Origin of the sequence: Nocardia salmonicida (assembly GCF_036142455.1) — a bacterium.
GTDB lineage: Bacteria > Actinomycetota > Actinomycetes > Mycobacteriales > Mycobacteriaceae > Nocardia > Nocardia salmonicida.
Map to the genome: position 1 here is coordinate 5,413,438 of NZ_CP108014.1, position 25,260 is coordinate 5,438,697.

A 25,260-nucleotide genomic window follows, 5' to 3' on the forward strand; every position below is an offset into this window, starting at 1 on the left:
TCCGGATCGGTTCGATGTACGAGCAGGCGCAACTATACGCACCAGGTGCTCAGAGTATGCGGCGACCGCTCGAGCTGCGGTGTTACGACCTCGTACCGCGGCGTCGGACGGTAGGGCAATAATCGTGTTCGTGACTTTCGATCCGAAGCTGTGGCAGCCCGTCCCCGGGTTCGAGGACCTGACCGACATCACCTATCACCGCCATATCGAGCAGGGCACGGTGCGGGTCGCATTCGACCGGCCCGAGGTACGCAACGCGTTCCGCCCGCACACCGTCGACGAGCTGTACCGCGCGCTCGACCATGCGCGGATGAGCCCTGACGTGGGCGCGGTGCTGCTCACCGGCAACGGTCCGAGCGAGAAGGACGGTGGCTGGGCGTTCTGTTCCGGTGGCGACCAGCGCATCCGCGGCCGCAACGGCTACCAGTACGCCGACGGCGAGACCGCCGACACGGTCGACGCGGCGCGCGCGGGCCGACTGCACATCCTCGAGGTGCAGCGCCTGATCCGCTTCATGCCCAAGGTGGTGATCGCGCTCGTCAACGGCTGGGCCGCCGGTGGCGGGCACAGCCTGCACGTGGTCTGCGATCTGACGCTCGCCTCACGCGAGCACGCGCGGTTCAAGCAGACCGATGCCGACGTCGGCTCGTTCGACGGCGGGTACGGCAGCGCGTATCTGGCGAAGATGGTCGGCCAGAAGTTCGCCCGCGAGATCTTCTTCCTCGGCAGGCCGTACACGGCCGAGGAGATGCACCAGATGGGCGCGGTGAACAAGGTCGTCGACCACGACGAGCTGGAAAACGTCGCGCTGGAGTGGACCGCCGACATCAACGGCAAATCGCCGCAGGCGCAGCGCATGCTGAAGTACGCGTTCAACCTGCTCGACGATGGTCTGGTCGGTCAGCAACTGTTCGCCGGTGAGGCGACTCGCCTGGCGTACATGACCGACGAAGCGGTCGAGGGCCGAGACTCGTTCCTGGAGAAGCGCAAGCCCGATTGGACGCCCTACCCCTGGTACTTCTGAGAACGGACATCCCATGGAGATTCTCAACAGCCGGATCATCGTGCGCCCCAGCGATTACGGTCGCACGCTGGCGTTCTACCGCGACGGCCTCGGCTTGGCGATCGCACGGGAGTACCCCGGCGGCACGGTGTTCTTCGCCGGGCAGTCGCTGCTCGAGGTCGCCGCGCACGGTGGCAGCGGGCAGTCGGGCAGCTTCGACGGCGCGATCTGGTTGCAGGTGCGCGATGTCGACGACGCGGCGGCGGAGTTGGCGCTGAAGGGAATCGAGATCGAGCGCGCACCGGTGCTCGAACACTGGGGTCTGTGGGAGATGTGGCTGCGCGATCCGGACGGCGTCGCCATCGTGCTGGTGCAGGTTCCCGCCGAACATCCGATCCGGCGGGATCAGCGCTGGTCGCCGGAGTGAGAGGGCCGTGCCCGCGGCCGAGCCGAGTTGCCGATGACGGCTCGGCCGCGCACGATAGCTGCGAGCAAGCGCCCGACCGACGTCGTCCGGACCGCAGTGCGAGTGGTGTTGTCCATCTACTGAATCGCAGTCGCTATGTCTGGCTTTGCCGACCCGTTTCCCGACAAACCGACCCGTTGGCCGGGTCTTGTCGGTCGCATGACACGATCGAAGCCGTGAGGGCGCGCGGCAAGCTGTTTCCGGAGGTGGTGGCATGAGGGAGCGCAGCGAGCGAATCATGTGCCAGCGTGCAATGCGCGCGCCGCAGCTGAGCGCCAGCGAGGCTGCGGCGTGAGCAGGACCCTGCGGACGCTGCAGATGCCGACCGGTTCCGGGGTCAGCGAAGTGATGCCCCACCTGCGCCAAGCCCTCGACGGCAGCGGCCCGGCGTGGTTACCGATTCCGACCACCGATCGTCGGGAGGCGCGCAGGCTTTCCGACGCGCTCAAGCCCGGCGATCCGATCGACGACGATGTCGCGCTGGTCGTGACGACCTCGGGCACCACCGGTATCCCCAAGGGCGCGCTGCTCGGCGCCGAAGCCCTGCGTGCCAGCGGCAACGCCACGCACGACCGTCTCGGCGGTCCGGGTAGCTGGCTGCTGGCGCTGCCGACCCATCACATCGCCGGTATCCAGGTGTTGCTGCGCAGCATCCTCGCCGGCACCGAGCCCACGGTGCTCGACGTGTCGGGCGGGTTCCTGCCCGAAGCGCTGGCCGGGGCTGTCGGCGCGATGCGTGGACCGCGTCGCTACACCGCGCTGGTGCCCACGCAGCTCATCAAATCGCTGGATTCGCCGGTGGCGGCCAAGGCGCTGGCCGAACTCGACGGTGTGCTGGTCGGCGGTGCGGCCACGCCCGCGCCCGTCCTCGACCGGGCGCGTGACCTCGGTATCACCGTGGTGCGGACGTACGGGATGAGTGAGACCTGCGGTGGGTGCGTCTACGAGGGCGTGCCGCTCGACGGCACCGAACTGCGCATCGAGGACGGTCGCGTCATCCTCGGCGGTGCGATGATCGCGCGCGGTTACCGCAATCTGCCCGACCATCCGGCCTTCGCCGAGCCCGGTTGGTTCCGGACCGAAGACGCGGGCTCCTTCGAAGACGGTGTGCTCTCGATTACGGGGCGCCTGGACGAGGCCATCATGACCGGTGGCCTACTGGTGATTCCGCAGGTGGTGGAGGCTGTGCTGTCTCACCACCCGGGCATCAGCGAATGCATCGTGCTCGGCCTGCCCGACGAACGACTGGGTCAGCGAGTCGCGGTCGCGGTCGTGCCGACACCGGGCGCCGCGCCGACGCTGGACGAACTGCGCGCCTACGTGGTGGCCGAACTCGACTCGATCGCCGCACCGCGTGAACTGGCCGTGCTGTCGGAGATCCCGCTACGCGGCCCCGGAAAGCCCGACCGCGCAGCGCTGCGCAAGCTTCTACAAGCTGAATAGCGGCCAGACGACAGCGCGACGCAAGGGGCGTGCAAGTCGGGGTGGGCACGGTAGTGCTCATGACTTACACACCCACTTCATCCCTCGCCGTCGAGGCGGACGGGCTGGTCAAGGTGTTCGGCAAGCAGCGCGCGGTCGACGGGGTGAGCCTGACGGTGCCGCGCGGCGCCGTGTACGGCGTGCTCGGACCGAACGGCGCGGGCAAGACCACGACCATCAAGATGCTGGCGACCCTGCTCCGCCCCGACGGCGGTAGCGCCCGGATCTTCGGCCGCGACGTCGTGGCCGAACCGAACGCGGTGCGCTCGCTGATCGGTGTCACCGGCCAGTACGCCTCGGTCGACGAGGAACTCACCGCCACCGAGAACCTGATCATCTTCGCCCGCCTCCTCGGCCTGAGCAGGTCCGATGCCCGGCGCAAGGCGGTCGAGCTACTCGAGGAGTTCGACCTCGCCGAGGCCGCGTCCAAACCGCTGAAGAACTTCTCCGGCGGCATGCGCAGGCGTCTCGACCTCGCCGCCAGCCTCATCTCCACCCCGCCGCTGCTGTTCCTCGACGAACCGACCACCGGCCTCGACCCACGCACTCGCGCGCAGATGTGGGAAACCATCCGCAGGCTCGTCCGCGAAGGCGCGACAGTGCTGCTTACCACCCAGTACCTCGACGAGGCCGATCAGTTGGCCGACCGGATCGCAGTGATCGACCGCGGCAAGGTGATCGCCGACGGCACCGCCGACCAGCTCAAAGCCTCCGTCGGCGGCGCGTCGGTCCACCTGACGCTGGTCGATTCCGGGCAGCTCGACGAAGCCCGCCGCATCATCGGCGACTTCCTCGACGTGAGCGTGCAGATCAGCCCCGAAGCGGGCAGGCTCACCGCGCCACTGCCCGACCCCAACCTCACCGCCGACCTGCTGATCCGGTTGCGCGACTGGGAGATCGGGGTCGACGAGATCACCGTCAGCAAACCGACGCTGGACGAAGTGTTCCTCACCATCACCGGCCATCCGGCCGACGAATCCGACGACACCGAACGGAGCGCGGCATGACCGCAGTACTCACCGCTCCCGAATCCCTCGACAAACTCCCCGAGGCCAGCGACCGGATCGCCCTGCGCGAGACGATCGCCACCTCGTTCACCATGGCCTATCGCGGCCTGCTCAAGATCAAACACAATCCCGAACAGCTCTTCGACGTGACGGTGCAGCCGATCCTGTTCACCGCGCTGTTCACCTACATCTTCGGCGGCGCGATCTCGGGCAGCGTGTCCGGCTATCTGCCGGTGCTCATCCCGGGCATCCTCGTGCAAACCGTGGTGCTGACCTCGGTGGTCACCGGCACGCAGCTGCGCGAGGACATGGACAAGGGCGTGTTCGACCGCTTCAAATCCCTCCCCATCGCCCGGGTTTCGGCGCTGGCGGGCGCGCTGCTGGCCGATATGGTGCGCTACGCCATCGCCTCGACGCTGACCGTGCTGGTCGGATTGTGCCTGGGCTACCGGCCCGGTGGCGGTCTGGTCGGCGTGGTCGCGGCCTGCCTGGTGGTCGTGGTGTGCTCGTTCGCGGTCAGCTGGATCTGGGCGCTGGTCGGCGTCACCGGCAAGAGTGCCGCGTCGGTGCAGGGCATCTCGATGATGGTGATGTTCCCGCTGACGTTCATGTCCGGCGCTTTCGCCCCGGTGAGCACCATGCCGGGCTGGATGCAGGGGCTCAACCATGCCAACCCGGTGTACTACATGGTCAACACCTGCCGGGAACTGATGAACTCCAACAGTTACGGCACCGACCTCGTCTGGTCGCTGGTCGGCTCGCTCGTGGTGATCGCGATCTTCGCGCCACTCGCGGTACGGGCCTACATGCGCCGCGCCTGAATACTGCTGTCCCGCAACGGCATCCGATCCATGGGATCGGGTGCCGTTGTCGTGTCAGTGCAGTCCGGCGAGGATTTCGATGATGCGCGTCGCGGCATCGAGACGACGCGTACCCGCCGCCCGATGCAGCGCGGCGTCCATCGCGGCATCGCCGACCACGCTCCGATGCAAGGCGATGTGCGCGGCCAGTTCCATCGACGGACTGTCCTGTCTGGCCATCGATGTCCCTGCCAGTGTGAGCAGTTCGAGACCGTCGGTACGCCCGTTCTCGGTGGTGAGCAGGTAGGAACCGAGTGCGCACGCCACCGCGCCGATCTGCGGCAGGTCGATGTACTGCGCCAACCGTTGATCGGCGGTCTCGATCATCTCGGCCACCAGGGGGCCGGCCACCGACGCCCGGCCGTGCAGCACATGGGCGCTCACGGTGCCCGCCGCGATCATCAGTGAACCGGGGCCTGGCGTCGGTTCGAAATCGGGCCACCCGAGCAGCTCGAGCCCGCGGCGGAAATGGCGCAGTCCGGCGTCGATATCGCCCTCGGCGATCTCGAGTTCGGCGAGGGCGGTGGCCGCGTTCGCCAGCCGGTGATTGCGGCGAACGCTGGGGTCGTCGACCGGACTCACGCCGGAATCGTCCGGGCGTAGGGCGAAGTCGAGTTCGGCGCGGGCCTGCTCGAGTCGACCGCAGCCGACCAGGGAAGCCGCCAGGTAGCAGCGGCTCTCCATGATCTCTTCGTGCACACGGAGCTTGCCCATCAACTCCAGCGCGCGGCGGTAATAGTTCACGGCGTCGGCGTAGTGCGCCGACTGACCGGACAGTTGGGCCAGGTGCTGGCTCACCGTCGCCATGCCCCACACTTCCGCCGGGTCCATGTCGTCGAGTGTGTGTAAGGAGTCGCGGGTCGAGCCCGCGACGTTGCCCGCGTTCTCCCAAAGATTGGCGCGTGCGATCAGCGCGGAGACCCGAACTTGCCGATGGTGTGAACGCGCACCACGGGCCAACAGTCTGCCCAACCGGAACTTTTCGGGCCGAACGGTGATCACCGTACCGAGGAAGGACAAGCCCGGATCGAGATCGGGGTTCGTCACCAACCGCCGCGCGCGCATGCGCACGATCGCCGTCGCGCGGACGCCACCGTCCTTGAGGAACAGCATGTGCAGGCAGGTCAGCAGATGCGCGATCATCTGTAGGTCGGCGGCGTCGCCCGAGGCCGGTGGCGGCGGTACGAGAGCGACCAATCGCATGGCCCACCCGGTGAATTCCAGGTGTGCGCCGCGCATCACCCAGGCAATCGCGACCACCGGGAACACCGAGTAGGCGGTGTGCGCGTCGGCGCGATCGACGGCAATGCGCAGTACCGCGACGAGGTTGTCCAGGTCGGCGGTCACCGCGAGCACCGCCCGCACCTGATGGCCGCCGCGGTAGCCGCGAAACGACGCCAGCGCGAATTCCCTCGCCCAGCAGAACATTCTGTCGAGCACCAGCGCGGATTCGGCGCCGTCGGTCGCCGCGTCGACGGCGGCGATCTGTTCGGCGCCGAACTCACGAACCGTTTCGAGCATGCGATAGCGGATGCCCGCGCCGTCGGGGTCGTCCAGGACGGTGAGCAGGGACTGGCCGACCAGCCCGTCCACCGCGGCGGCCACATCCGGGCCCGCGGCGACGATCTCGGCCGCGGATAGGGTGAACCCGGCCGGGAACCGGCTCAGCCTGCGCAGGGTCACCTGCTGATCGGGGTCGAGGAGGTTCCAGCTCCACGCGATCACCGCGTGCAGCGTGCGATGCCGATGCGGCGCGGACCGATCACCACTGCGCAACAGGGCGAAACGGTGTTCGAGCCTGGTCTCGATCTCGGCGACGCTCATCGTGCGCACCCGTGCGGCGGCGAGCTCGATCGCCAACGGGAGACCGTCGAGGGTGCGACACAACCTGGCCACGGTGTCGGGGTCGAGGCGCACATCGGGACGCACCGCCCGTGCACGTGCCGAGAACAGTTCCGTGGCGGGTGAACCTGCCGCGTCGATCGCCAAAGGAGCGAGCGGATAGACGGATTCGGCGGTGATCGCCAGCGGTGAGCGGCTGGTGGTGAGCACCGTCAGCTGGGCGCAACTGCCGACGAGATCGGCGACCACCTCGGCCGCGGCGTCGATCACGTGCTCGCAATTGTCCAGAATCAGCACCATCGGCCGCGCCGCGAGCGCCTCACGCAGGCGGGTGCGCGCATCGATCTGCCTGCCCTGCCGGATGGCGCCGGGGTCACGGATCACCTCACCCAGGCCCATCACCTGCCCGATCACGATCTCGATACCGGTGCGCGAGTCGGCGCCCACCTCCGATTCGGGCTGCACCGAGGCCAATTCGACGAGTACCACCGGCATCGAACGAGCCAGCCGTTCACCCACCGCGTTGGCGACCCTGGTCTTGCCGGTGCCACCGGGTCCGAGGACGGTGGTCACTCTGGAGCGGTGCGCCAGATCGGTGATCGCGTCGAGATCGGCGGTGCGACCGAGCAATTCATTGGGTGCGGCGCGCAGGCCGAGCGCCGTGCGTGGCATCGGGGCGTGGCTCGATCGGTCAGGTGCGCTGCCGTTCGCCGCTTCGGCGGGCAATGTGTTCGGCTGCTCCCGCTCGTCCAGCTCCACAGGTGACGCGCCGGTCCGCCGCGAGCCGCCGTCGCTGGTCGAGTCGACCAGATCTGTCTCGGCACCCTCGTACCGGGTGGCAGCAGCCGAATAGCGCGCGTCGGTGGGGCCTTGTCCGGTGTCGAGGCCCGGTCTACCGGCGCCGTTGTCCATACCGAGTGCCGACGAGTCGGCAGATCGGTGTGCGGACGTCGAGACACTCGGCTCGGCTTCTCGGTTGCGCCGCGCCGTGCGGATTCCAGGGAGCTCGATCGGTTCGCCGCGCAGGATGGCGATGTTGAGGGCGAGCAGGGTGGGGCCCGGGTCGGCGCCGAGTTCCTCGATCAGGCGCAGGCGGTACGTGGCGAAGACTTCGAGGGCTTCGTTGGTTCGGCCCGCGGCGGCGAGCAGGCGGATCAGGGTCGTGTGGGCGGATTCGTCCAAGAGGTTGGTCGCGGCGGCGGCGCGGGCCAGCGGGAGGGCGGCGGCGACATCGCACCGGGCGGTGTGGGCGGCGAGTTCGGTGTGATCGAGGTGGCGGCGCAGGTCGACGGCGGCTGCGCGTAGGTCGTCGGCGGGGGCGGAATCAGGAAGATCGGCGCCCGGTTCGCCGCGCCATAGGGTGCGGGCCAGTGCGATCGCGGCAAGACTGTCGGCGGTGTTGCCCGCGGCCAGGTGTTCGTCGGCTCGCCGGGCCAGCGCTGCTACCGCGGTAAGGTCGACGCTGTCGGCGGGCAGGGTCAGCCGGTAGCCCGCGGGGCCGATCTCGAGCGCGCCGTCGGGCAGCATCGCCCGCAGTCGCGAGACCTGGGTGTGCAGCGCGTTCATCGGCGCCCGGGGTGGTTGTTCGCCCCAGACTTCGCCGATCAGCGCCTGGGCGCTGCGGGCCCGGCCAGGGTGAACAGCGAGGGCGGCAAGCAGTAGCCTGGCGCGGGCGCCGGGCAGCGCGATCATGGCCTCGTCGCGGCGGATCGCGATCACGCCGAGCACCCCCACGACAACGCGGGAGAGAGCCTCGGAGAGCGACCCCTCGGGGCCGCGATGCTGTACAGACATGCCGATGTCATCGTAGGCGAGCGCGGCGTCGGGTTCTCGACTCGCACTCGCCGCGACACCCGAGGTCGATGTGTCCCGCGATTTGTCCCCGCCTCGCCTTAGGCTCACGCGCATGGGCAACTTCGAGGTGTCGCGGCGCACCGCCATCGCCGCCGAACCAGCACGGATTCACGCACTGATCGACAACTTCCACCAGTGGCGGCTGTGGTCGCCATGGGAGGACGCCGATCCGCAGCTCGCCCGCACCTACACCGGCCCGGAATCCGGCGTCGGCGCCCGCTACGCGTGGCGTGGCAACCGCAAAGCCGGTGCGGGCACGATGGAGATCAAGGCCGACGCCGAACGCGAGATCGGGGTGGAGCTCACCTTCGAGAAGCCGTTCAAAGCCACCAATTTCGTTACCTTCACGCTCGCTCCGGTCGCCGGTGGTACCGAGGTGACCTGGAAGATGACCGGCACCCGCTCCGGCATGATGGGCGTGCTCGGCAAGGTGTTCCCGATCGACAACCTCATCGGCAAGGACTTCGACAAGGGTCTGGCCCGGCTCAAGACGATCGCCGAATCCACCCCGGCCTGACACCGTGACCAGGCGCACCCGCGCCCTCCCACCGATGTCGGATTAGGCTTCGATCCATGGCTACAGCAGCGGAATGGATCGAGGGCGCCCGGCCGCGGACGTTGCCCAACGCGATCGCGCCGGTACTCGCGGGCACCGGCGCGGCCGCGTCTGTCGACGGGGCCGTCTGGTGGAAAGCGATTCTGGCGCTGCTGGTTTCGCTGGCGCTGATCGTCGGGGTGAATTACGCCAACGACTACTCCGATGGCATTCGAGGCACCGACGACGTGCGCGTCGGGCCGCTGCGGCTGGTCGGCTCGAAGCTGGCATCCCCGAAGGCCGTTCGCACCGCCGCGGTGCTCAGCCTGGCGATCGGCGCGGTCGCCGGGCTCGTGCTGGCCGTGACCACCGCATGGTGGTTGGTGCTGATCGGAGCGGTGTGCCTGGCGGGCGCCTGGTTCTACACCGGTGGCAGCAAGCCCTACGGCTACAGCGGTTTCGGCGAGATCGCGGTATTCGTGTTCTTCGGGTTGATCGCGGTGCTCGGTACCCAATACGTGCAGGCGCTGCGGGTCGACTGGGTCGGCCTGCTGCTCGCGATCGGTGTCGGCGCGTTCTCCAGCGCGGTGCTGGTGGCCAACAACCTGCGTGACATCCCGACCGACACCGAGGCAGGCAAGGTCACCCTCGCGGTGAAACTCGGCGACGCCCGCACCCGCACCCTGCACGTGGTGCTGCTCGCGACGCCTTTCGTGATCAGCCTGGCGCTGATCGCGAGCACGCCGTGGGCGCTGGTCGGATTGCTCGCGTCGCCGCTGGCGATCCGGGCCAACGCCCCCGTGCGGACCGGCAAGGGTGGGCTGGAACTGATTCCGGCCCTCCGCGATTCCGGGCTGGCCCTGCTGGCGTGGTCGGCGCTGAGCGCGCTGGCCGTCGGGCTCGCCGGCTAGTCGCCGTCGGGTACCAGAATGCCGAGCACCCAGTTGACCAACGTGATGATCAAGCCACCCCACAACGCCGCCCAGAAGCCGTCGACGCGAAGGCCGTAGTCGGTGATCTCGGTGATCTTGGCGGTGAGCCACAGCATCCCCGCGTTGACCACCAGCAGGAACAGGCCGAGCGTGAGGATCACGAACGGCAGCGACAGGAGTTGCACGATCGGCTTGATCACGGCGTTGACCGCCGTGAACACGAGCGCGACGATGAGCAGGACCAGGGCCTTGCCCCAGTTGCCCCACTCCGCTGACCACTCGGGCGGCACGTAGATATCGATCTTGTCGATCCACGCGGCCGCAGCCCAGATGGCTATGGCGTTGATGACCAACCGGATTGCTAGTTGCATACACGCAATGCTAGGCCGGGAAACGGACATTGCGGCGGGTCTGACACACACCCGACGTGGAATTCACGCGGCGCGGTCCAGCATCGCGTAGAGATCTGCGCGCACACCCGACACCGCGTCGCGCCCGCCGAGCAGATCGACAGTGGTCTGGTCCGCCCCGCGCAGAATCCCGAGCAGCATGTAGACCGAGGTGATCTCGCGATCCTTGCGGTGGATCGCCTCCCGCAGCGCGAGTTCCAGCGTCTTCTTGGCCGGGCCGGTGAACGGGATGTGCCCGGAGCCGAGCAGTCGCCCGAGCATGCCGCGTTTGGCCTCCGGTTCGGCCCGGTCCCAGGCCTGCGGCCCGAAGTTCTCGGCGATGCTGGCCTGCACCGCGTCCAGGTCGATGCCGATCGAGCGCAGGGCCTGGGCATCATCGGCGCCGAGCGGCGGCTCGTCCGTGCGGGCGGCGAGAGCGGTGCGTACCCCGTCGGCGGTGATGCCGCGCGCGTCGAGCACCGCCCGGAGTCCGGGTTCGGCGTTCGACAGGGTGCCGAGCAGGACGTGCTCCGGCCCGATCCGCTTCGCGCCCAACTCTTTGGCGTCGTCCTGGGCGCTGACCACCGCGATTCGGGCCTCGCGACTGAATTTTTCGAACATCAGCGGGTTCCACCTTTCCGATTGTGTTTCTGATGGACCGCTTGCTTGCTCACCTCTAGTGCCTCCGCGATGGCCTGCCACGACCATCCATTGGCTCTGGCGTTGGCCACCTGGATCGTTTCGAGGCGGTCGGCCAATCTGCGCAGTGCGAGCACGGCGCGCAGCCCGACCGCCGGGTCGGGATTGCCTGCCGCTGAGGCGAGGGTTGCTACATCGGTCATGGCGTCAATTTTGATTGACGATGCCGACTTTGTCAACAAAAATTGACACCACCGGCCGCAGAAGGACCCTGAGGAGTGGTGCGGGAGGTGTCAGCCGTTCCAGCGACCGGTGGCCGCGAACTCGGCGAGGATGTCCGCTGGACCGGTCAGATCGATGTGCTGGGCTGCCACCCAGTCGTCGTTGAAGTAGGTGCCCGCGTACCGGTCGCCGCCGTCGCACAGCAGGGTGACCACGCTGCCGCTGCGGCCCGCCGCGACCAGCTCGGCGACGAGATGGAAGGCGCCCCACAGGTTCGTGCCGGTCGAACCGCCGACGCGACGGCCGAGCGCGGTGCTCGCGTGGCGGGCGGTGGCGATCGAGGCCGCGTCGGGCACCATAATCATGCGGTCGACCACCTGGCCGACGAACGACGGTTCCACGCGGGGACGGCCGATTCCCTCGATGCGCGAAGGCATTCCGGTTTCATAGCCCGCGTCGCCGGTCTCGTAGCCGCCGTAGAACGCCGAGTGCTCCGGGTCGACCACGGCCAGCCGCGTCGCGTGCCTGCGATAACGGATGTAGCGACCGATCGTCGCGCTGGTGCCGCCGGTCCCGGCGCCGACCACGATCCACTCCGGCACCGGGTGATTCTCCAGCGCCAGCTGCTCGAAGATGGATTCGGCGATGTTGTTGTTGCCGCGCCAGTCGGTGGCCCGCTCGGCGTGGGTGAACTGATCCATGAAGTGCCCGCCGGATTCGGCGGCGAGACGTTTGGCCTCGGTGTACATGTCCGGCGGTCGATCGACGAAATGACATCGGCCACCGTGCGCTTCGATGAGCGCAACCTTCTGCGGCGAGGTGCTCGCCGGCATCACCGCGACGAAGTCGAGGCCGAGCAGCTTGGCGAAATACGCCTCGCTCACCGCCGTGGAACCCGACGACGCCTCGACCACGGTCGTTCCCTCGGTCACCCAGCCGTTGCAGATCGCGTACAGGAACAGCGACCGCGCCAGCCGGTGCTTGAGGCTGCCGGTGATGTGGGTCGATTCGTCCTTGAGGTAGAGCTGCACCGGCCAGTCGGCGGGCAGCGGATACCGCAGCAGGTGGGTGTCGGCGGAGCGCTGGGTGTCGGCGTCGATCAGCCGGACGGCGTTGTCGACCCAGTCACGAGGGGCGCTGCGGTCGAGGTACTTCACGCCGACGTACCGTCGTCGTCACCCCGCAAGCGGGCCCGCAGCTGCGCCTTGTCCTGGCGGCGGCGCGCGTCGACGACGGCGATGTCCTCGTTCACCTTCACCCGCAGCTTCTTGAACAGCGTCAGCGACAGCGGCATCGCGACGATCAACGCGAACAGCGCCGCGACGATGACCGGCACGTCGACGCCGATCAGCTTGGCGACGCCGACGATCAGCGCGGCGATCACTACTACCAGCCCGAGACGAGCCAGCGTGTAGAGCGCGAGATTGCGTACCAGCCGCTTCCCGGCGCCAGAACCCTGCTGACCTGTTGCTTCACTCACGACTACAGCCTAATGGGCGCCGACGCGACACCGTTCAGCAGCCGCGCACCGCCCGAGGTGCGCGTAGGCCCGGCGCGAAACGCTTCGATACGGCACGTTCGCGGCTTTTGTCTATTACTTCCCCTTTACCAACAGTAGGTGGTTCGACTACGTGGGGGTCGTAGTGCGACGATGACGCCACTGATGAGGGAACTGTCGAAACGGAGAGGTTAGCTATGACTGCGATCACCGTCGGCCTTCAGGACACTCTGCTGACACCAGGCCAAGTGGCCGCCATGTTCCATGTAGACCCCAAGACCGTCACCCGGTGGGCTCATGCCGGCAGGCTCGGCTCGCTGCGCACACCGGGCGGACATCGCCGTTTCCGCGAGTCCGAGGTCTTGCAGTTGCTCAGATCGCTCACCACCGAGGCAGCACCGCGCTGACTCGCCGGCCGACGCGAGCCCACCGCGGGCTCGCGTTTGCCAAAAATTTCCCTCCCGTTGCGGATGTGCACACGGCGCGGACACGGCTACCCTCGATAGCAGGAGGTGAGCGACGTGACGTTCCTATTGGCACTCATCGCGATCGTTGCCATCGCAGTGTTGTGCTGGAAGGCGTTCGGCCCCGAATTGCCGCGCCCTAATTCCGGCCCACCCCCGCGCAGACCGGTTCTCGGTCCTGACGACGATCCAGAATTCCTCTGGCGCCTCGGCAAACAACCACGCGACGACTCCGGTCCTACCGAGTGACCTCGCGATGTGCGTCGCCGTGAGCTGTCGCACATACCCCCGTTGCGCGTCGAAAGAGCTGGGTAGATAACGTATTCCGGTGATTGATGTGCAGCAAGGTTCTGTCCCGACCACTTGGCGCGCGGCCGACGGCAGCGCCGTGACGTTCACCGAGGCCCGGTTGGAGTGGACTCGCGCCGCACATGAAGTGCTGGCCGATACCGCCACCCGGTTCAACAACTTCATCGTCAACACCGAGCTGGCCGAGCTGGTCCAGGAGGAGTCCGGCATCCGCACCGCCGTGAAGTGGCAGCACTGGCTGCCCGTCGTGCTGGACAAGGTCGCCGAGCACTGTCACCAGAACAACGAGCCGCCGCTGAGCGCGCTGTGCGTGCGCAAGAACCAGACCGTAGGCACCGGCTACCGCTACATCCTCGAACTCGCGGGCCTGCCCATCCCCGACGACCTCGAAATGCACGCCGCCGCGGCCCGCTGGCAGTGCTACCAGCATTTCGCCACCGACCTCCCCGCCGACGGCGGCCTGCCCACCCTCCCCCCGAAGGTGGCCGCCATCCGCCAGTCCACCTCCGCGGACCTGGCCACCGCCGAAGCAGCCGAGGCAGCCGTCAAACGGCCCTCCGCCGCCCGCCGCAGCACAGCAGCCATCCCCAAGCCCGAACCGCTCCGCAAACCGGTCTGCCTGAACTGCCACGTAGAACTCCCGGCGAACAAGATCTGCTACTACTGCTGATCCGCGAACAACAAAGGCCCAGAAGCTCTTCCGAGCCTCTGGGCCTTATGTATGTGCGCAGTAGGGCGCGGCAGAACGGCTAGTTCAGTCCGGCGTAGCTGTGCAGGCCGCTGATCACCATGTTGATGATGAAGAGGTTGAACAGCATCGCTACGAAGCCGGCGATGTTGATCCAGGCGGCCTTGGTGTCTCGCCAGCCGGAGGTGGCTCGGGCGTGCAGGTAGGCCGCGTAGAGGACCCACGCGATGAAGGAGCAGGTCTCCTTGGGGTCCCAGCCCCAGAAGCGGCCCCAGGCGGCTTCGGCCCAGATGGCGCCGAGGATGACGCCCGCGCCGAAGAGGGGGAAGCCGATGATGGTGGTTTTGTAGGCGAGCTGGTCGAGGGTGCGGGCGTCGGGGAGGCGGCGGGCGATGGTGCCGAGGATGCCGGTGGATTCCTCGCCCGCGGGCTGACGCATGCGGAACAGGTAGAGCAGGCTGGCTACGCCGGAGACCAGGAAGACGCCGCTGCCGATGCTGACGATGGTGACGTGGATCGGCAGCCAGAACGAGCGAAGAGCCGGGACCACGGGTGCGGCGTCGGCGTAGAGGACCGTGCCCGCCAGGAACATCAGGATCAGCACGGGGACCAGCAGGAACGCCCACATGGCGCGGTAGCGCTGGTCGCGCAGGAAGATCAGGCCGATCACCACGGCGGCCGCGGTGGCCATGGTGGTGAACTCGTACATGTTGCCCAGCGGGAAGCGGTGGGTCGCGAAGCCGCGCAGCACGATCGAGCCGATGTGCAGCACCGCGCCGACCACCAGCACCGAGAAGGCCATGTTGCCCAGCCGTTCGGCGAGCGGCTTGGCCTCCGGGGTTTCGATGCGGCCGGGCAACCCCGGGTCGCCCGCCGGGACGAGTTCGCGCGCGGCGACCTGCTTGGCGCGCGCCGAGGCGTACTGCACGATCAGCAGGACCGTGGCCAGGGCGTAGATGGCCATGGCCGACATGAACGCGAAGTCGCTGTACCGTGCCAGCGTTTCGTCGATCTGCATCAGGATTCCGTCTCCATGTCGAGTGCGCGGATCACTTCTCCGCTCCCAGCAGCCGTGTCCGCAGTCGATCGAACTCGGCGCCCCAGCCCGCTTGATCGCTTCTGGCCAGGCCGCCCATTTCTACTACGGCGCGTCGTTGACCCACGGTACCTGCCGCGGCCTCGACTGGGTACGCCCGGATCCAGATCCGTCGCCGTTTCAGCAACAGCGACACCAGCAGACCGGCCATCATCGTCAGCGCGCTCACCAGCACCCACTGCTGGGCCGGGTCGTGCGAGACCTGCAGGTTGACGAATTCCTCGGCGCCGTCGAAGGTGACCTTCGCTCCGCTGGGCAACGTGGTCGACTCGCCGGGACGCAGGTTGACCCGCGCTTCCTTGGACAACCGACCCTGCTTGATCATCTCCGGGTCCAGCGAGAACAGCGACTGCGAGCGACCGGTGTCGAGACCGGTATTGCCGCGATAGACATCGACCGCGACCGCCGGGTCATCCATCCGGGGGAACGACGAGGTGAGCAGGCTGCCGTGGAACATCGCGGTCGGCGCGAACAGGCCCTCGATGGCGATCTGGTTCTGCCTGCGTTCCTCGTCGGTGGCGTACATGCCGCCGGGCGGGTCGATGCGCAGCACACCGCTGGACAGGAAGGTCTGGGCGTCGTCGGGCCGCCACTGGATGGTCTCGGTGCGGGTCTGCCCGTTGGGGAAGGTGACCGTGAACGTCGGCGCGAAGCCGTGTCCCTGCAGGTAGACCCGATCACCGGCGACGCGCAACGGATGGTTCACCTGGAGCTCGGTGCTGCGCCAGGTGTCGGTGCTGAGGTCGGCACCGGCCTGATATTCGATGTTCGAGTGGAACATCTCGGCCTGACCGGTGGGCAGGTAGTCCGCCTTGAAGTCCTTCACCTTGATGCACAGCGGCGTCATGCCGGTGCCGTCATTGGTGTTGCCCGCCCGGAACGAGTCGAAGACCGCGGGCGAGGTGGTGCAGATACCGGGACCGTCGTTGGCGATCACGATGACATTGCCCTCGTAGCCGAGCAGCTTGCCCAGCGCGATCGCGACGAGCAGCCCCACCAGCGACAGGTGGAACACCAGGTTGCCGAACTCGCGCAGATAGCCCTTCTCCGCGGACAGCGTCACCTCACCGTCGCGCTGACCGGGACGAACCTCGGTCCGCCACCCACGTAAGGAAGCCTTGGCGGCCTCGATCACCTCGTCGGGCGTCCGGTCGTCGGTCTCACTGGAGTGGTGCGGCAACCGGCTGAGGTTGCGCGGCGCGGGCACCGGCGGGGTGCGCAGGGCCCGGTAGTGGTCCCAGCAGCGCGGCAGGATGCAGCCGACCAGCGAGATGAACAGCAGCACGTAGATGGCGGTGAACCAGAAGCTGCCGAACACGTCGAACAGCTCGACCCGGTCCATCCACGGGCCCAGCGTCGGACGGTCGGCGATGTACTGGTCGACCTTCTGCGCGTTGAGACTGCGCTGCGGCAGCAGTGCGCCGGGGATGGCGGCCAGCGCGAGCAGGAACAGCAACACCAGCGCGGTGCGCATGCTCGTCAGGCCGCGCCACGAATTGCGGACCAGGGCCCAGACCCGGCCCAGCAGCGACTGCCGGACGGGCGGGGTGGGGGTGATCGGAGTAGTCAGCGTGTCAGTCATCAGATCGGAAGAGTCACCTCGGAGACGAACCCGTCACGCACCCAGCTGACGAACTGATCCCATGCCCCCGTGACCAGCGCGACGCCGACGGCGACGAGCAGAAAACCCCCGATTACCTGAATGGTGCGCGAATTGCGCCGCAGCCAGCCGACCCCGCGCAACGCACCGGCCGACCCGAAGGCCAGCACCACGAAGGGCAGTCCGAGGCCGAGGCAGTAGGCGACGATCAACGTCACTCCGCGCACCGCGGTGGTGCCCTCGGTACCCGCGGACACCGCCATCACACCCGACAGCGTCGGCCCGAGACACGGTGTCCAGCCGAGCGCGAACACCCCGCCGAGCAGCGGCGCGCCGAGGATGCTGGTGAGCCTGCGCGGCTCCATCCGCGTGTCGCGCTGCAGGGCGGGGACCAAGCCGATGAACACCAGTCCCATCAGGATCGTCACCACACCGCCGATGCGCTGCAGCAGTTCCCGATTCACATTGAGGGTCTGGATCACGCCGAAAACAGTGGCCGTGGCCAGCACGAACACCACCGTGAACCCGGCGACGAACAGCCCGGCGGCACCGGCCACCCGCATCTTCGCGCTACGGCGCTGCGCGGTGAGCGTGCTCGCCTGCGCGTTGGTGGCAGGCGGCGCCTCGGCACCGACCAGCCCGGCCAGATACGACAGGTAGCCGGGGACGAGCGGCACGACACACGGTGAAGCGAACGACACCAGGCCCGCGAGCAGGCAGGCTCCCAGCGCCAGCAGAAGCGGACCCGATGCCGCCGTCTGCTGGAAGGAATCCCCGACTGCGGCGAGCGGTATCACTCGTCGGTGTCCGTTTCCATGTCCTGCTGCTCGTCGCGCGGCAACGACAGGGTGCGCTCGGTCTCGGCCGGTTCAGCGGGGCCGAAATCGAACAGACCGGCACCGGCGACACTGCGCGGCACGGTCGCGATGCCGGCCCAACGGTCATCGACCGTCCAGCCCGCACCCATTCGGCGGGCGCCCTGACGGGGACGACACGCGGTCAGATTTCCTGGACGACGACGGCTGCTCACTGCTTCTCCTCGGCGGCGATGCGCTCGACCACGGGCTGAAGGTCTTCGGCCAGTAGCGAGCGAAGGAAGACCGCGGCGACCCGGTGCTGACGATCCAGGATCAACGTGGTCGGAATAACACTGGTGGGAAAGTTTCCGCCGAGAGCGAGCAAGGTCCGCATCGACGGGTCGTAGATGGACGGGTATTCGATCTTGTTGTCCACTACGAAGTCCTGGGCTTTGTCGCGCTGATGGTCACGGACGTTGATCCCCAGGAACGCGACGCCTTGATCTCTGGTCGCCGCGAAGACTTTTTCGAGAGCGGGCGACTCGGCGCGGCACGGGCCACACCACTGTCCCCACAGGTTCACGACCACGATCTGGTTCGGGAAATCGTCGACCGAAACGGTCTTTCCCTCGTTCATCAGATCGGGCCCCGAGAGGGTGCCGATCGTCCCGCGCGTCGCGGGCGGATCGTAGTAGATATCCGTTCTACCACCGGGTGAGACGAATTCGAAGGTCCCACCACCGGTGGCTACCGCATCGGTACCCGTCGAGCAGCCCGCCGCGGTGATGATCACCAGCAGGGCGGACAGAACGGCGGTCAGCGCCCGCGGCCGACGGCCACGGGCGGATCCCGATGAGGACCAGCGTGTCATGCGCCGTGTACCGACGGGTCCGACGCGCCTGCAGGCTCGGAATAGACGATGTCGACGAGCGTATCGCCCTGATAGACCAGCGAGGTCAGCGACGCGAGCGAGCACTGCCGGTTGCGCGGGTCGTGCCACAACCGCTGGCCCTGCAGGAAGCGACGCAGCGTCCACACGGGCAGCTGATGCGAGACCAGCACCACCTCGTGACCGGCGGCCTCGACGCGGGCCTTGTTCACCGCGGCGAGCATGCGATGAGCGATCTGCAGGTACGGCTCGCCCCAGGACGGGGTGAACGGGTCGCGCAGCTTCCACCAATGCCTCGGCTTGCGCAGGGCGCCGTCACCGACGGAGACGCGCAGGCCCTCGAAGGTGTTGCCCGCTTCGATCAGGTTCTCGTCGGTGCGCACGATCAGATCGTGGGCGGCCGCGATCGGCGCCGCGGTCTCCTGGGCGCGCTGCAGCGGGGAGGCGATCACCATCGCGATGTCGTGATCGGCCAGCGAACGCGCGACGGCACCGGCCTGCGAGCGACCGGCCACCGAGAGGCTGAAGCCGGGCAGGCGGCCGTAGAGGATGCCGTTCGGGTTGTGCACCTCGCCGTGGCGCAGCACATGCACGATGGTTTCGACGGTCGACGGGTCGTCGTCGAGCGCGGGCGGCGCGGCGGCGGGGACAGGATGAGGCGCCTCGTCGCTATCCGCCGGGACTGGGGCGAATTCTGCGTCGGGCTGGTCGGAGCTCACGCTGGGGATCCTTCGGGGGTTGCGGCCGCGGCCGCGAGGGCGGCGGCGGGCAGAGCGGCGGCGATACGGTCGAACGCGTCCTCGTCGAGTGCCGCGGAGACGAACCATGCCTCGAACGCGCTGGGCGGCGCGTACACGCCCGCGTCGAGCAGGGCGTGGAAGAAGGCAGGGTAACGCCAGGTCTGGCTCGCTTTGGCGGCGGCGTAGTCGGTCACCGGGCGCTCGGCGAAGAACACGCTCACCATATTGCCTGCGAACTGGACTTGATGCTCGACACCGGCCTCTGTCAGGGCTTTCGCGAACAGCGAGCCGAGCCGATCGGCATTGCGGTCCAGCGCCGCGTACACCTCGGCGTCTGCCGCGCGCAGCGTCGCCAGGCCCGCCGCGACGGCGACGGGGTTACCGGACAGGGTGCCCGCCTGATAGACCGGGCCGAGCGGAGCGAGGTTGTTCATGATCTCGGCGCGACCGCCGAACGCGGCGGCGGGCAGGCCACCGCTCATCACCTTGCCGAAGGTGTAGAGGTCACCGGCGACGCCTTCGCGGCCGTACCAACCCGACGCGCTGACCCGGAAACCGGTCATCACCTCGTCCATGATCAGCAGCGCGCCGTTGTCGTGCGCCAGCGTGCGCAAGCCTTCGTTGAAGCCGGGCAGCGGCGCGACCGCGCCCATATTGCCCGCGGCGGCCTCGGTGATGACGCAGGCGATCAGGCCGGGGTGCGCGTCGAAGGCAGCGGCGACGGCGGCGAGGTCGTTGTAGGGCAACACGATGGTGTCGGCGGCTTGCGCGCCGGTGACGCCGGGCGAGGTCGGCAGGCCGAGCGTCGCGACGCCCGAACCCGCGTCGGCCAGCAGCGCGTCGACGTGGCCGTGGTAGCAGCCGGAGAATTTGATGATCTTGGATCGGCCGGTGAAGCCGCGGGCCAGGCGGACCGCGCTCATCGTGGCCTCGGTTCCGGAGTTCACCAGGCGGACCCGCTCGACGGGGTCGACGCGGGCGGCGATGGCCTCGGCGAGCTCGATCTCGGCCTCGGTCGGCGCACCGAACGACAGTCCGCTGGTCGCGGCCTTCTGCACGGCCTCGACGACGGCGGGGTGGGCGTGCCCGAGAATCATCGGACCCCACGAGCACACCAGATCGACGTAGTCGTTGCCGTCGGCGTCGATGAGCGTGTAGCCGCTCGCGGAGGTGATGAACCGCGGCGTACCGCCCACCGAGTTGAACGCACGAACCGGGGAATTGACGCCACCCGGGATCACCGAGGCTGCCCGCTCGAAGAGCTGGGCGGAAACCGGTACCTGCGTAGGACTCACGGATTCCAGTCTCTCAGCTCGCCTCGGCACGCCGGACGACAGGGTGGAGCACAGTGACCCAGACCGCAGCGACCCACCGACGACACGCCCGACACGCCGCCCCTATCGGCGGAAGAATTCGATCTAGGCCCATTGGCCTGCGACTACGCTCCGTGCGGCTCAGCACCTGGGCCGCAGAGAAATCAGCTATCAGCGAGAGGGTATTTCATGCGTTTCGGCGTCACCAGCACTGCCCTTGGCACAGGGTTCGTCGCGGCGGGAGTGCTTCTGGGCGCGGGTTCGGCCACCGCCTTCGCACCGCAGGTCCAGCCCGATCGGATCGGCGCCCAACTCAGCCACGAGGAGACCGTGGCACTCGGGGCGGGGCCGATTCCAGCGATCACCGCGATGCTCGTACCCCCCAATCGGATCGGCGCGGGTCTACACACCGATACCGATCTGTACCGTGACGCCGACGGCGGCATCCGTGCCACCTTGCGCCAGGTGGTGACGGAGGCGGCGGCCCATCCCGACGGCACCGTCTCCGTTTTCCTGAACGCGGCCGGCACGCGGGGCGGGCGCGTTATCGACGTCTACCAGCAGTGGACCGACTGATTACGTGTACATGCAGGGCACTTCGGCGGAGATCGTGTGCAGCTGGCACATGATGCCGTTGTAGATCCCGCTAGAGCCGGTCTCCGGGGCGAAACCGTCGGCGGCCGGCTCAGCGGTCAACGGGGTCAGCGGCAGGCCGGGGGCGGCCTGGGCGGGCGTGGCGGCCAGCGCGATCGTCGCCACAGCGGCGGCGACGGTACAGATTCCTGCGGTCAGTCTGGTCATCGATTCCTCCTCGAGGGAGCCCGCGGTGCGGGCTCGCGTCCCGAACCCCCACGCGCACATCGGAATTCGGCTTCCTCTAGATCATCGGTTCGACGTCGCGACGTGCTACAGATCTGGCGTAGATCCTGGCGAGGGCGTCGATCACCAACAGCCCACCCACCGTCACCAGCGCGCAAGCGAGCAACAGCAACGGCGGCACATAGCGCACGGCCACGAAGCCGGGATGTTCATCGGTGCCGACGAACTCGGTGGTGCGCCGCGCCGCCTGCCAGCTGACGACCGCGCAGGCCAGGAAGAGCACGGCGAAGCCGAGTTCGAACAGCGCGATCCAGCGTCTCATTCCTGCGATCCTGCCAGGGGCGAGATCGAATCAGCTGACCAGGCTCGGTACCAACAACAGCGCGATGACGGCCAAGGTGAGGACAACCATCAACCCGATGACCAACAGGTCGCGCCGCAGGCTGTGTGGTTGCTCGATCACCACGCGCATCATTGCCTCCGCTCCCCCGGCGCCACGCCGGTGTGATAATCCTCACCCTACACTGTGCAGTGTTACTTCCGGTGGGACTGGAAGTACTTCGTCGACTCCGGCCGGTAGCTGAGGAACGCCGCTCCCGCGGCCAGCACGCCCTGCACGATCGCCGAGCCACCCGCCACGATCGTCGCCGCATTGGCGACGGCGGAGAAGGTGAACATGGTCGCGACGGCGCCGAGCCCGAGCCAGATCGCGACGACCGTGAGCACCGTGCGCGCCCAGGACTTGCCGCGGCCGAGCTGATGCGCGATGGCCACGGTGACCCCGGCCAGCAGCACGCCGACCAGCGCGGTCAGCGCGAAAGCCACCAGCACCATCGCGTCGACGGTAGATGCCGGGAAGTTCGGATCCGACTTGTGCATCTCGTCGAGGAACTGCTTGCTGAGCTCGTCGCGCTCCCCCGTCATGGTGATGACGCTGGCGAAGGTGTAGATCACACCGAGGCCGGCGATCGCCCACCACAATTGACGGGCGGTGCCGACGTCTTCCGGCATGGGAAGGGTTTCGGGTTTGTTCGGCGGAACGATCACGACAGCCAGTGTGCTGCCTCGGTCGCCCAGTAGGTGAGCACGATGTCCGCGCCTGCCCGCCGGATGCCGATCAACGACTCCAAAATCGAGGCCTTGCGGTCGATCCAGCCACGCTCGGCGGCGGCGGTGATCATCGCGTACTCACCGGAGATCTGATAGGCCGCGACGGGGACCGTCGAGCGATCAGCGACGTCGCGCAAGATGTCGAGGTAGGACATCGCGGGCTTCACCATCACGATGTCGGCGCCCTCGGCGAGGTCGAGATCGAGTTCGCGCAGCGATTCGCGACGGTTGGCCGGATCCTGCTGGTAGGTGCGGCGATCGCCTTCCAGCGAAGAGCCGACGGCCTCACGGAACGGTCCGTAGAAGGCCGAGGCGTACTTGGCCGCGTAGGCCAGGATGGCGGTGTCGGTCCGGCCGACCGCGTCGAGTCCGCGCCGGATCGCGCCGACCTGGCCGTCCATCATCCCGCTGGTCCCGAGCAGATCGGCGCCGGCGTCGGCCTGCGACAGCGCCATCTCCACGTAGCGGTGCAGGGTCGCGTCGTTGTCGACCGCGCCGTCGGTGCCGATCACACCGCAGTGGCCGTGATCGGTGAATTCGTCGAGGCAGGTATCGGCCATGATGACCGTCGAGTCCCCGACTTCCTCGGCCAGCGCGCGCAGACCACGATTGAGAATTCCGTTCGGATCACTGGCCTGTGAACCGGTCGCGTCCTTGTCCTCGGACAGCGGCACACCGAACAGCATCAGCCCGCCGACCCCGGCGGCCACCGACTCCGCCGCGGCTTTGCGCAGGGAGTCCAGCGAATGCTGGTACACCCCGGGCATCGAGCTGATCTCCCGCGGCTCGTCGAGACCATCGGCGACGAACATCGGCAGCACCAGCTGACGCGGCTGCAGCGTGGTTTCGGCGACGAGTCGACGTAATGCGGGTGTCCTACGCAACCGCCGCGGGCGGTCGAAAGCGGTCATAGCCCGCAGAATACGCCTCGCGCCGGTCGGTCGTGGCAGCGCCTACAGCGGGCCGGAACCGCGGGCCAGTTCGCCCAAAATCTGCTCGAAGGTTGCGAAGACCGGCGAGGGGCCCGCCGAACTCCAGGCTTGGTTGGTGAGCAGGATCGCCGTCACCGCACCGTCGTTGGACCAGGTGGATCCCAGGCCGCCGTCCCACCCGTAGGCACCTGCGCGGGGACCGCCGGGCTGGTCGCGCAGCTGGATGCCGACGCCGTATCCCCAGCCCGCGCTGCCGTCGGGGGCGGGCCCGCCGCGGTCGAGTTGCTCGGCGGTGAGGTGGTTGGTGGTCATGGCGGAAACCGCTCGTTCGGACAGGATGCGGGTGCCGTCGAACTCGCCGCCGTCGCGCAGCATGCGGGCGAAGCGGTAGTAGTCGGCGAGGGTGGAGACCAGGCCGTCGCCGCCGCCTTCGAAGGCGGGTGGGGTGCTCCATTGGCCGAGGGCAGGGTCGAAGACGGTACGGACGCCGTCGATGTCCGCGTAGTGCGGGCCGAGTCGGGCCAGCTCGTCCGGCGAGACGGAGAAGCCGGTGTCGGTCATGCCGAGCGGACGCAGGACGCGGTCGGCCAGGAATTCCGAGAACGGCGCGCCCGCTGCCCTGGCGATCAGGATGCCGAGGATGGGTGCGCCGACGTGATAGAGCCAACGTTCGCCGGGCTGATACTGCAGCGGCAAGGTGCCGAGTCGCCGCATCCAGGTGTCCGGTGGCAACATCTGCGCGGGCGTCGGCGGACCCCAGCCGAGGCCCAGTTCGCTCCAGGCGGTGTCGAGTGGTTTGGGTGAGAAGTCGGCGAAATCCATTCCCCAGCCGAGGCGGAAGGTGAGAAGGTCCTCGACGGTGATCGGGCGGTTCGCCGCGACCGTGTCGGCGAGTTCGGCGGCGGGGTTCGCGAGCACCCGGAGGTCGGCGAGTTCGGGCAGCAGTCGATCGACCGGTTCGGTCGGGTCGAGGACACCGTCGTCGACCAGGATCGAGGCCGCGACCGCGGTGAGCGGTTTGGTCATCGAGGAGATCCGGAAGATCGTGTCGGTGCGCACCGGCGCGTTGCGCGCGGCGTCGAGATGGCCGATGGCGCCGGTTGTTACGTCGTCGCCGACCGCGACGAGCCAGGCCAGGCCGAGCAGCTCGTCGGCCGCGACGTGCGCGCCGAGCCGCTTGTCGATCTCGTCCACCGTCATCGCCTCTCCTCGGGTTGCGTTGCGCTACTAGACCACAGCGGTCCGACAGCTACCGGCGAATCGCCACCCGCAGTGCTTCGCCGAGGTCGCCGACCTGTCGCGGCGAACCTGTGGATAACATCGAAAGACACTGGAGCTCAATGGCTTCCGCGCGAGATCGACGAAACCTGTCGGTGCCTCTCGCTATAATCGAAAGCGTGTTCGAGGGTTCCGACAATCGGGGGCGGGACCCAAACGCAACGGGAGGACGCCGAATGAACGCCATTGCCGCTCAGACCACTTTCATCACCGCGCCGTACGTGCCGCTCGAGAAGAAGCGACTGCCCGCGGGGCGTCCGCGCCGCTGGTACGTAACGCACAATCGTCGGCTCAAGGCCATGCGGTTGACGATCGCACTGCTGGATTCCGGTGTCTACCTACCCAATCAGGCCACCAACGAGACCATCCGACGCACCGCCGAGAAGATCGACATCCGCCCGCCTTCGGATGCCACCTGCCGGCTCGTGCGCACGCTGTTGCGCTACAGCCGATGACTCTGATACGCCGAAAGCCCGCCGTTGCGGGCGGGCTTTCG

Annotated in this window: 30 protein-coding genes; 12 read left to right on the forward strand and 18 right to left on the reverse strand. The window is 67.9% G+C overall.

Annotation, left to right across the window (positions count from 1 at the left end; genetic code table 11):
- Positions 1–130 precede the first annotated feature (130 nt).
- From OHS03_RS25260 to OHS03_RS25280, 5 genes are all read left to right on the forward strand, one after another.
- Positions 131–1,024, forward strand: a complete 894-nt coding sequence (locus OHS03_RS25260; protein WP_056816187.1) for a 1,4-dihydroxy-2-naphthoyl-CoA synthase — start codon at positions 131–133, stop codon at positions 1,022–1,024.
- Positions 1,025–1,037: 13 nt separating this feature from the next.
- Positions 1,038–1,430 carry a VOC family protein gene (locus OHS03_RS25265; protein ID WP_063004020.1) on the forward strand — a complete coding sequence of 131 codons (393 nt, stop codon included), beginning with the start codon at positions 1,038–1,040 and terminating at the stop codon, positions 1,428–1,430.
- Positions 1,431–1,787: 357 nt separating this feature from the next.
- A complete protein-coding gene (menE, locus tag OHS03_RS25270; protein WP_328664394.1) occupies positions 1,788–2,912 on the forward strand; it encodes an o-succinylbenzoate--CoA ligase in 1,125 nt (374 codons plus the stop codon).
- 59 nt (positions 2,913–2,971) lie between these two features.
- Positions 2,972–3,958, forward strand: coding sequence for an ATP-binding cassette domain-containing protein (locus OHS03_RS25275; protein ID WP_328657521.1), 987 nt, complete (start codon positions 2,972–2,974; stop codon positions 3,956–3,958).
- Positions 3,955–4,779 (forward strand): ABC transporter permease, encoded by an 825-nt coding sequence (locus OHS03_RS25280; protein ID WP_328657522.1) that lies wholly within the window; start codon positions 3,955–3,957, stop codon positions 4,777–4,779. The genes OHS03_RS25275 and OHS03_RS25280 overlap by 4 nt, the downstream gene beginning before the upstream one ends.
- 54 nt (positions 4,780–4,833) lie before the next feature.
- On the opposite strand, the gene OHS03_RS25285 is transcribed toward OHS03_RS25280, so the two are convergent.
- Positions 4,834–8,454 carry an AfsR/SARP family transcriptional regulator gene (locus OHS03_RS25285; protein ID WP_328657524.1) on the reverse strand — a complete coding sequence of 1,207 codons (3,621 nt, stop codon included), beginning with the start codon at positions 8,452–8,454 and terminating at the stop codon, positions 4,834–4,836.
- A gap of 112 nt (positions 8,455–8,566) precedes the next feature.
- Here OHS03_RS25285 and OHS03_RS25290 point away from each other — a divergent pair, with 112 nt between their 5' ends.
- Together OHS03_RS25290 and OHS03_RS25295 are read left to right on the forward strand one after the other, a co-directional pair.
- The gene (locus OHS03_RS25290; RefSeq protein ID WP_062988831.1) at positions 8,567–9,031 is read left to right on the forward strand and encodes an SRPBCC family protein; all 465 of its coding nucleotides are present in this window, start codon (positions 8,567–8,569) and stop codon (positions 9,029–9,031) included.
- 56 nt (positions 9,032–9,087) lie between these two features.
- Complete coding sequence (locus OHS03_RS25295) at positions 9,088–9,960, forward strand: 1,4-dihydroxy-2-naphthoate polyprenyltransferase (protein WP_328657527.1); 873 nt, start codon at positions 9,088–9,090, stop codon at positions 9,958–9,960.
- On the opposite strand, the gene OHS03_RS25300 is transcribed toward OHS03_RS25295, so the two are convergent.
- From OHS03_RS25300 to OHS03_RS25320, 5 genes are all read right to left on the reverse strand, one after another.
- Positions 9,957–10,352 carry a phage holin family protein gene (locus OHS03_RS25300; RefSeq protein ID WP_056814429.1) on the reverse strand — a complete coding sequence of 132 codons (396 nt, stop codon included), beginning with the start codon at positions 10,350–10,352 and terminating at the stop codon, positions 9,957–9,959. The genes OHS03_RS25295 and OHS03_RS25300 overlap by 4 nt on opposite strands.
- Before the next feature lie 63 nt (positions 10,353–10,415).
- The gene (locus OHS03_RS25305; protein WP_328657530.1) at positions 10,416–10,991 is read right to left on the reverse strand and encodes a Clp protease N-terminal domain-containing protein; all 576 of its coding nucleotides are present in this window, start codon (positions 10,989–10,991) and stop codon (positions 10,416–10,418) included.
- Entirely contained in the window at positions 10,991–11,212 is a 222-nt protein-coding gene (locus OHS03_RS25310; RefSeq protein ID WP_328657531.1) for a helix-turn-helix domain-containing protein, read from the reverse strand. The genes OHS03_RS25305 and OHS03_RS25310 overlap by 1 nt, the downstream gene beginning before the upstream one ends.
- A gap of 90 nt (positions 11,213–11,302) precedes the next feature.
- Complete coding sequence (gene cds1, locus OHS03_RS25315) at positions 11,303–12,388, reverse strand: L-cysteine desulfhydrase Cds1 (RefSeq protein ID WP_328657534.1); 1,086 nt, start codon at positions 12,386–12,388, stop codon at positions 11,303–11,305.
- Complete coding sequence (locus tag OHS03_RS25320) at positions 12,385–12,711, reverse strand: DUF4229 domain-containing protein (protein WP_062988812.1); 327 nt, start codon at positions 12,709–12,711, stop codon at positions 12,385–12,387. Before OHS03_RS25320 ends, cds1 begins: the two co-directional genes overlap by 4 nt.
- 215 nt (positions 12,712–12,926) lie before the next feature.
- Here OHS03_RS25320 and OHS03_RS25325 point away from each other — a divergent pair, with 215 nt between their 5' ends.
- The 3 genes from OHS03_RS25325 to OHS03_RS25335 all read left to right on the forward strand — a co-directional run bounded on the left by OHS03_RS25325 (position 12,927) and on the right by OHS03_RS25335 (position 14,172).
- The gene (locus OHS03_RS25325; RefSeq protein WP_056814442.1) at positions 12,927–13,136 is read left to right on the forward strand and encodes a BldC family transcriptional regulator; all 210 of its coding nucleotides are present in this window, start codon (positions 12,927–12,929) and stop codon (positions 13,134–13,136) included.
- Positions 13,137–13,250: 114 nt separating this feature from the next.
- The gene (locus tag OHS03_RS25330) at positions 13,251–13,442 is read left to right on the forward strand and encodes a hypothetical protein (RefSeq protein WP_063054496.1); all 192 of its coding nucleotides are present in this window, start codon (positions 13,251–13,253) and stop codon (positions 13,440–13,442) included.
- A gap of 79 nt (positions 13,443–13,521) precedes the next feature.
- The gene (locus OHS03_RS25335) at positions 13,522–14,172 is read left to right on the forward strand and encodes a hypothetical protein (protein WP_328657536.1); all 651 of its coding nucleotides are present in this window, start codon (positions 13,522–13,524) and stop codon (positions 14,170–14,172) included.
- A 79-nt stretch (positions 14,173–14,251) separates the two neighbouring features.
- On the opposite strand, the gene ccsB is transcribed toward OHS03_RS25335, so the two are convergent.
- The 7 genes from ccsB to hemL form a co-directional block, all read right to left on the reverse strand.
- On the reverse strand, positions 14,252–15,208 hold the full coding sequence (gene ccsB, locus OHS03_RS25340) for a c-type cytochrome biogenesis protein CcsB (protein WP_062988809.1): 957 nt from the start codon (positions 15,206–15,208) through the stop codon (positions 14,252–14,254).
- A gap of 31 nt (positions 15,209–15,239) precedes the next feature.
- Positions 15,240–16,868: a cytochrome c biogenesis protein ResB gene (gene resB, locus OHS03_RS25345; RefSeq protein ID WP_328657538.1), complete on the reverse strand. Its 1,629-nt coding sequence runs from the start codon at positions 16,866–16,868 to the stop codon at positions 15,240–15,242.
- On the reverse strand, positions 16,868–17,683 hold the full coding sequence (locus OHS03_RS25350; RefSeq protein ID WP_131816567.1) for a cytochrome c biogenesis CcdA family protein: 816 nt from the start codon (positions 17,681–17,683) through the stop codon (positions 16,868–16,870). Before OHS03_RS25350 ends, resB begins: the two co-directional genes overlap by 1 nt.
- Positions 17,680–17,916 carry a hypothetical protein gene (locus tag OHS03_RS25355; RefSeq protein ID WP_194826878.1) on the reverse strand — a complete coding sequence of 79 codons (237 nt, stop codon included), beginning with the start codon at positions 17,914–17,916 and terminating at the stop codon, positions 17,680–17,682. The genes OHS03_RS25350 and OHS03_RS25355 overlap by 4 nt, the downstream gene beginning before the upstream one ends.
- Positions 17,913–18,554, reverse strand: a complete 642-nt coding sequence (locus OHS03_RS25360; protein WP_056814454.1) for a TlpA disulfide reductase family protein — start codon at positions 18,552–18,554, stop codon at positions 17,913–17,915. Before OHS03_RS25360 ends, OHS03_RS25355 begins: the two co-directional genes overlap by 4 nt.
- Positions 18,551–19,168 (reverse strand): histidine phosphatase family protein, encoded by a 618-nt coding sequence (locus OHS03_RS25365; protein ID WP_301908144.1) that lies wholly within the window; start codon positions 19,166–19,168, stop codon positions 18,551–18,553. The genes OHS03_RS25360 and OHS03_RS25365 overlap by 4 nt, the downstream gene beginning before the upstream one ends.
- 119 nt (positions 19,169–19,287) lie before the next feature.
- Positions 19,288–20,607: a glutamate-1-semialdehyde 2,1-aminomutase gene (hemL, locus tag OHS03_RS25370; RefSeq protein WP_328657540.1), complete on the reverse strand. Its 1,320-nt coding sequence runs from the start codon at positions 20,605–20,607 to the stop codon at positions 19,288–19,290.
- A gap of 207 nt (positions 20,608–20,814) precedes the next feature.
- Between hemL and OHS03_RS25375 the strand changes: the two genes are divergently transcribed.
- A complete protein-coding gene (locus OHS03_RS25375; protein WP_328657543.1) occupies positions 20,815–21,201 on the forward strand; it encodes a hypothetical protein in 387 nt (128 codons plus the stop codon).
- On the opposite strand, the gene OHS03_RS25380 is transcribed toward OHS03_RS25375, so the two are convergent.
- The 5 genes from OHS03_RS25380 to OHS03_RS25400 form a co-directional block, all read right to left on the reverse strand.
- Positions 21,202–21,426: a hypothetical protein gene (locus OHS03_RS25380; protein WP_328657545.1), complete on the reverse strand. Its 225-nt coding sequence runs from the start codon at positions 21,424–21,426 to the stop codon at positions 21,202–21,204. It lies immediately after the preceding gene.
- Positions 21,427–21,502: 76 nt separating this feature from the next.
- Positions 21,503–21,766 (reverse strand): hypothetical protein, encoded by a 264-nt coding sequence (locus OHS03_RS25385; RefSeq protein WP_328657547.1) that lies wholly within the window; start codon positions 21,764–21,766, stop codon positions 21,503–21,505.
- 212 nt (positions 21,767–21,978) lie between these two features.
- A complete protein-coding gene (locus tag OHS03_RS25390) occupies positions 21,979–22,491 on the reverse strand; it encodes a hypothetical protein (RefSeq protein WP_245661450.1) in 513 nt (170 codons plus the stop codon).
- A complete protein-coding gene (hemB, locus tag OHS03_RS25395) occupies positions 22,488–23,465 on the reverse strand; it encodes a porphobilinogen synthase (RefSeq protein ID WP_328657549.1) in 978 nt (325 codons plus the stop codon). The genes OHS03_RS25390 and hemB overlap by 4 nt, the downstream gene beginning before the upstream one ends.
- A gap of 42 nt (positions 23,466–23,507) precedes the next feature.
- Complete coding sequence (locus OHS03_RS25400) at positions 23,508–24,686, reverse strand: serine hydrolase domain-containing protein (protein WP_328657551.1); 1,179 nt, start codon at positions 24,684–24,686, stop codon at positions 23,508–23,510.
- A 254-nt stretch (positions 24,687–24,940) separates the two neighbouring features.
- On the opposite strand from OHS03_RS25400, the gene OHS03_RS25405 reads away from it, so the two are divergent.
- A complete protein-coding gene (locus OHS03_RS25405) occupies positions 24,941–25,219 on the forward strand; it encodes a hypothetical protein (protein ID WP_056814469.1) in 279 nt (92 codons plus the stop codon).
- Positions 25,220–25,260 lie beyond the last annotated feature (41 nt).

Excerpts from the sequence above, each read along its gene's own strand:
- OHS03_RS25375 (WP_328657543.1), top strand. The coding sequence starts at position 20,815 with ATGCGTTTCGGCGTCACCAGCACTGCCCTTGGCACAGGGTTCGTCGCG.
- OHS03_RS25290 (WP_062988831.1), top strand. The coding sequence starts at position 8,567 with ATGGGCAACTTCGAGGTGTCGCGGCGCACCGCCATCGCCGCCGAACCA.
- OHS03_RS25280 (WP_328657522.1), top strand. The coding sequence starts at position 3,955 with ATGACCGCAGTACTCACCGCTCCCGAATCCCTCGACAAACTCCCCGAG.
- OHS03_RS25310 (WP_328657531.1), bottom strand. The coding sequence starts at position 11,212 with ATGACCGATGTAGCAACCCTCGCCTCAGCGGCAGGCAATCCCGACCCG.
- OHS03_RS25385 (WP_328657547.1), bottom strand. The coding sequence starts at position 21,766 with ATGAGACGCTGGATCGCGCTGTTCGAACTCGGCTTCGCCGTGCTCTTC.
- resB (WP_328657538.1), bottom strand. The coding sequence starts at position 16,868 with ATGACTGACACGCTGACTACTCCGATCACCCCCACCCCGCCCGTCCGG.
- OHS03_RS25400 (WP_328657551.1), bottom strand. The coding sequence starts at position 24,686 with ATGACGGTGGACGAGATCGACAAGCGGCTCGGCGCGCACGTCGCGGCC.
- OHS03_RS25360 (WP_056814454.1), bottom strand. The coding sequence starts at position 18,554 with ATGACACGCTGGTCCTCATCGGGATCCGCCCGTGGCCGTCGGCCGCGG.
- hemB (WP_328657549.1), bottom strand. The coding sequence starts at position 23,465 with ATGACCGCTTTCGACCGCCCGCGGCGGTTGCGTAGGACACCCGCATTA.
- OHS03_RS25405 (WP_056814469.1), top strand. The coding sequence starts at position 24,941 with ATGAACGCCATTGCCGCTCAGACCACTTTCATCACCGCGCCGTACGTG.
- OHS03_RS25305 (WP_328657530.1), bottom strand. The coding sequence starts at position 10,991 with ATGTTCGAAAAATTCAGTCGCGAGGCCCGAATCGCGGTGGTCAGCGCC.
- OHS03_RS25265 (WP_063004020.1), top strand. The coding sequence starts at position 1,038 with ATGGAGATTCTCAACAGCCGGATCATCGTGCGCCCCAGCGATTACGGT.
- menE (WP_328664394.1), top strand. The coding sequence starts at position 1,788 with ATGCCGACCGGTTCCGGGGTCAGCGAAGTGATGCCCCACCTGCGCCAA.
- OHS03_RS25380 (WP_328657545.1), bottom strand. The coding sequence starts at position 21,426 with ATGACCAGACTGACCGCAGGAATCTGTACCGTCGCCGCCGCTGTGGCG.
- OHS03_RS25275 (WP_328657521.1), top strand. The coding sequence starts at position 2,972 with ATGACTTACACACCCACTTCATCCCTCGCCGTCGAGGCGGACGGGCTG.
- OHS03_RS25300 (WP_056814429.1), bottom strand. The coding sequence starts at position 10,352 with ATGCAACTAGCAATCCGGTTGGTCATCAACGCCATAGCCATCTGGGCT.
- OHS03_RS25295 (WP_328657527.1), top strand. The coding sequence starts at position 9,088 with ATGGCTACAGCAGCGGAATGGATCGAGGGCGCCCGGCCGCGGACGTTG.
- OHS03_RS25285 (WP_328657524.1), bottom strand. The coding sequence starts at position 8,454 with ATGTCTGTACAGCATCGCGGCCCCGAGGGGTCGCTCTCCGAGGCTCTC.
- ccsB (WP_062988809.1), bottom strand. The coding sequence starts at position 15,208 with ATGCAGATCGACGAAACGCTGGCACGGTACAGCGACTTCGCGTTCATG.
- OHS03_RS25325 (WP_056814442.1), top strand. The coding sequence starts at position 12,927 with ATGACTGCGATCACCGTCGGCCTTCAGGACACTCTGCTGACACCAGGC.